This is a genomic window from Methylophilus sp., assembly GCF_035460085.1.
In the GTDB taxonomy this organism is placed as follows: Bacteria; Pseudomonadota; Gammaproteobacteria; order Burkholderiales; family Methylophilaceae; genus Methylophilus.
The window spans coordinates 1-5,436 of the sequence record NZ_DATHWZ010000101.1 but is presented as its reverse complement, the minus strand read 5'-3'; the positions used below and the strand labels follow the sequence as shown (position 1 = coordinate 5,436).

3 protein-coding genes are annotated in these 5,436 nt (G+C 45.7%); 1 reads left to right on the top strand and 2 read right to left on the bottom strand.

Features of this window, described 5'->3' with window-relative positions; translation table 11 throughout:
• Positions 1–2,743: beta strand repeat-containing protein (locus VK958_RS13445; protein ID WP_325242189.1), on the bottom strand; the 2,743-nt coding region annotated here is incomplete at its 3' end.
• Between the two features lie 580 nt (positions 2,744–3,323).
• On the opposite strand from VK958_RS13445, the gene VK958_RS13955 reads away from it, so the two are divergent.
• The gene (locus VK958_RS13955; RefSeq protein ID WP_414683888.1) at positions 3,324–3,536 is read left to right on the top strand and encodes a hypothetical protein; all 213 of its coding nucleotides are present in this window, start codon (positions 3,324–3,326) and stop codon (positions 3,534–3,536) included.
• Positions 3,537–3,543: 7 nt separating this feature from the next.
• On the opposite strand, the gene VK958_RS13435 is transcribed toward VK958_RS13955, so the two are convergent.
• Positions 3,544–5,436, bottom strand: a 1,893-nt coding sequence (locus VK958_RS13435) for a calcium-binding protein (protein ID WP_325242188.1), incomplete at its 5' end; no start/stop codon positions are given.

Sequence of the window (5,436 nt, the reverse complement as noted above, 5' to 3'; positions counted from 1 at the left end):
CACTGGCTTTAACGAGATCAATACCTTCGTTGAAGTTCTCAACTACTTCATCATCTTCGGCGTCGACGATATAGGTATCATTACCTTTACCGCCGACCAAGGTGTCAGCTCCACCTTTACCGTCGAGGATGTTATTGCCGGTATTACCGGTAATGATGTTTGCGTCATCATTGCCGGTCCCGTTAATGGCAGCGTTACCTGTCAGGGTCAGATTCTCGACATTAGCAGCCAATGCTAATGAGTAGCTAATACTGGCTTGGACTTCATCGATACCAGCATTTGCCTGTTCAGTGACCACGTCATTGATGTTATCGACGATATAGGTATCGTTGCCGTTTCCACCGGCCATGGTGTCGATACCGGCACCGCCGTTGAGGGTATCGTTACCTGTACCACCGGTGAGGATATTGGCGGCCGCGTTACCGATCAGGGTATTGCCATTATTGTTAGCGGTCAGGTTCAGCTTGGTTAAGCCGGTTGCCGAAGCATCCAGTACCTCTGCATTCGCCCAGTCACCATTCAATGTCAATGTGGTGGCAGTGGCCAGCGTGGCAGCACCACGCAGCTTGATGGTATCGATGCCATTGGTCGTGCCACCGGTCTCTGTGACTGTATCTTCTACTACAGCGGTGACCACGCTATTGATCGTGGCGGTCTTTAGATCGAGCACATAGGTATCATCGCCCTCACCACCGATCAGCGTATCCACACCTGCACCGCCATCAAGGATGTTATCTGCATCATTGCCTTTAAGGGTGTTGGCGAGCGCGTTACCGGTGAGGTTAAGTTTGGTGTCCGCAGTCAGGGACGCATCGAGGTTCTCGAGGTTAGCCCCCAGGGTGAGGGTAGTGGCATTCGCCATGGCGCCGTAGTTTGTACCTGCCAGCAAACGCAGTTGCACAGTATCAATACCAGAGTTAGCCACAGCTGTTTCGGTGATGGTGTCCTGCAGGGAGACCTTAAAGTTAGCAGCGGTAGTGCCTGTGAGTGCAAGGTCAACGATGTAAGTATCATCACCATTACCGCTGATCAGCTTGTCTGCACCGTCACCACCATCGAGGACATTGCTACCTGCATTGCCGGTGATGGTGTTTGCCAGTGCATTGCCTGTGCCATTGATTGCAGCAGTGCCACCATTCACAGAGCCATCAGTGAGCGTCAGGTTCTCGACATTGGCAGAAAGGGTATGCGTAGCGTTGGCTTTAACTAGGTCAATACCTTCGTTCTCTAATTCAGTGACCACATCGCTGATGTGATCAACGATATAGGTATCGTTGCCCTTGCCGCCGATAAGCGTATCGATACCAGCACCACCATCAATGATGTTATTGCCTGTATTGCCGGTGATGACATTGGCACCAGCATTACCTGTCCCGTTGATGGCAGCCGTGCCTGTCAGTTCCAGGTTCTCGACATTGGCACCCAGGGTATAGCTGACACTGGCCTTGACCAAGTCGGTGCCGCCAGTCACTTGATTGGCATTGATTTCAGTGACGACATCCGCAATGTTATCGACGATATAGGTGTCGTTGCCATTACCACCGATCATGGTGTCGATACCGGCACCGCCATTGAGTGTATCGTTACCTGTACCGCCGGTGAGTATATTGGCGGCCGCGTTACCGATCAGGGTATTGCCATTATTGTTAGCGGTCAGGTTCAGCCTGGTTGATCCTGTGGCTGAGGCATCAAGAATCTCGATGTTAGCCAAATTGCCAGTGAGTGAAAGTTCTGTGGCCGTAGCGAGAGCAGCCGTGCCACGGAGTTTGACAGTATCGATCCCGTTGGTCGTACCATTCAGGTCTGTGACGGTATCTTCAATCACGACAGTAGCACCAGCACCAGTACCCTGGAGTTTGACGTCCAGGATATAAGTGTCGTTACCAGCGCCACCAATCAGGGTATCCACCCCTGCACCACCATCGAGGATGTTATCTGCATCATTCCCAGTGAGGGTGTTGGCGAGCGTGTTACCGGTAAGGTTAAGCTTGGTGTCCGCAGTCAGTGACGCATCGAAGTTCTCAAGATTAGCCCCTAAGGTGAGGGTAGTGGCGTTAGCCATGGCGCTATAGTCCGTGCCTGCCAGCAGCCTGAGCTGTACCGTATCAGTACCGGAACCTGCGACAGCAGTCTCGGTGATGGTGTCCTGCAGCGCTACCTTGTAGTTAGCAGCAGTAGTCCCGCTACGGGTGAGGTCAACGATGTAAGTATCGTCACCGAGGCTGCCTACTAGATTATCAACACCGCCTGCACCATCGAGGACATTAGCTTCTATGTCGCCAATAATAGTGTCATTGCCAGTTAAATTTGCACTGTTTAAAAAGAAACTGCTTAGTGTCGAAAAGTCTGAACTAGATCCTGCACTTTGTAAGACCGATTGCAGATCAGCGACATTGAGTAGAATGTTGCTGATAGCAAAGCTTTTTCCATCTGGCGCAGTGTAGCTGATTGAGGTGATGGTTCCGCCAGTGATTACTTCGTTGGCATCTAAATTAAGCGTTCCTTTAAGTAAAAGCTTACCATTGGATTGGTTGATTTCTACAGAGGTGATGGTGGCACCGTCGATTGTGCCCAAGGCAGAGTAAATAAATGATCCGGTTATGACATAATCTTTAATGCCACTGCTATTTGTATGGCTAAGTGAGCTAAAAGAACCCCCATTAATACCGTAACCCCAAGCTGTATTGGAAATATTGATACTTCCGGTTAACTCATATTTTTCACTGAAGTCCGTTAGCCTCACAAAATTTGCTCTTGGCGAACTCCCTAAAAAGTTGCTTCCCCTAACGAAAATATCATAGCCTCCCCAAGATCCATAACCGGTGCTATTGCTCCCATCATAGAAAAAGATTGATTGAGGGGCTAAGGTTGTTAAAGTGTTATCAGTGTTTTTAACTGAATCTGAGATGTCTTTAAAACTCTCAGCAAAGTTTTGTAGATTGATGGACTGCCATTGGTTAAATTGCACCTGCATTATTGTTTTCCCTGTTTATTCTTTTGCATGACGGTACATGCATTTACAAATAATCACAATAGCCCGTTGATGTAGATTTCTGGAACTGAAATATTGCTTTTGGGACTGGATTTCGTAGTAAAAGGAAAGCTGGGGAAGTTTTTATCAGAAGCACGGATAGTCATTGTCACGGCCAGTTATGTGAACGTGAGCTAGAGAACGTAATACGTAACTTCTAGCAGCAACGGGCGAACCTGCTGCTGTGTACCAAGATTGTCTAAACGGCATTGATGTGCCCACCGCCAACATCATGATTATCAACCGTGCCGATTATTCGACCTAGCGCCATTTGCGAATAGCCGCCAAACCATTGGCTATTATCAAGGTAGATGCTTCCGATGCCGCCGTCCAGTTGCAGTTCAATGTCAAAGCCGATATCGACCCGATGAAGCTGATAAACCTGTTGCAGCCTGGCAAACGCTGCCGCATGAACGGGCCGGATAAGTTACGAATGACGATACAGATCGGTAATCTGGCTCATAAAACTTCGGTAGTTAAAGCGTTATTGAGCCAGTTTTCCTAAAATAAACTTAATCAATGAGCAGTGACTGGTTATTGATCATGTGCTGAATAAGCGCAGCTTCAGTACTTGTGCTGCTGTCTCTGAAAATGTCGGTATTGAATAAAATGACATGTCCATCTTCATTCGCTGAATTATAGTTACCAGCTGTAAATCCGCCTTGAGAACTAATTCGAATTTGGGTCTCTCCGAATTGTGTAGTAACTATATCAAGATATTGAAGTATATTATCCTTTGTTTCTCCAATAAGCAGATCTTTGAAGTTTAGCTTGTCTCCTTCAGCTAGCTCAAAATCAAAAACTGTATCAGTAGCTTTCGATAGGTCTTTTGTAAGTCCATTATCATGAAGATTCCACTTGAAAGTATCGGCTCCCAATCCACCATACAGGCTATCAGAACCAGCTCCTCCAATAATTGTGTCATTTCCCGAATAACCATTTATCAAATCATTAAAGCTGGAACTGATTAAGACATTGTCGCCACGGTTACCAAAAATTTCCACCTTATTTGTTATTGCACTCGCATCAACATTTAATGAAGAAGCATCTGAGATTGCATAATCAACAAGACGTTTAATACCATCTACTTGTTCAAGGTTAAAAAGCATTTTTTGGATATAAATATGCGTCACACCAGTGTCGCCGGAAAATAGACGCAATGTATCGTTTTCGATGCTCGAATTGAAATAAAGAAGATTAGCTGCTGAAGATGTGTTAATCGGACTGTTGTCAAAAATTTCCGCTACTTGGTGTTCTACCGAGCCATTAATATAGTACACATCCATGCCATCCTGACCATACAATTTATCATTGCCCAAACCACCATAGAGATAGTCCTCTTGGCTGCCCCCACCACTTAAAGAGGTAACGATGCCCCCATCAATAATATCGTCACCAGCACCGCCAATAAGTAAATTACTGTTTATATCACCTTGCAAAATATTGTTTAACTCATTTCCAACGCCTCTCAGGGTAAAACCCGCTGTTCTGACTTGATTATCAAATGTCAGGTTCTCAACATATTGAGGTAGAACGTATGCATAGTTAGTAAATACTGTGTCTATCCCGCCCCCAGCCGCAACAGAGAGTGTTTCAATAACTTTTGAAGGCCTATATTCTCCTTCGTAACCGCTAATAATATAAATGTCGTTTCCTTCACCACCGTGAAGAATATCCAAATATGCGTAGTCAATACCTAAGCCATCGCCACTTCTGAGCGTGTCATCGCCCGCATCACCATATAAAGTATCGCTGCCTTTGCCTCCAACTAAATAGTCATTCCCTGCGCCTCCATCGATGATGTTATCTGCATCGTTACCTGTGAGAGTATTGGCGAGTGCGTTGCCTATAAGGTTCAGTTTGGTTACCCCTGTTTCTGAGGCATCGAGATTCTCAAGATTGGTGCCCAGGGCTAGAGTAGTCGCATTGAGGTGGTCGAAGCTACCACGTAGCTTGACAGTATCGTTACCTGAGCCTGCGACAGAAGTTTCAGTAATGGTATCTTGCAGGGCGACTCTATAAGTAGAAGCTGTTGTGCCTGTTTGAATTAAGTCTACAATATACGTGTCACTACCCAGTCCTCCCGCTAATGCATCAATTCCATCATCCCCGGAAATGATATCGTCTAGACTACCTCCCAAAATAGTATCTTCACCATCTCCGCCATGAAATACTTGAGTAGGGTCATAATTCAACAAAGCTGCTCTAGTATAGCTATCAGGGAGGGTAACGATATCATTGCCTGCCAGTGCATTATAAATATAGGTAATGTTATATCTATTGATATTGATTGAGTTTAGGTTTATCTCATCATCAAATTCTGTAAATAAATGATTGACTTGGCTATTGTTATATACAAAGTCACTTGCTACAAGATTAATATTTCCTGTTAGTTGTATTTGAAA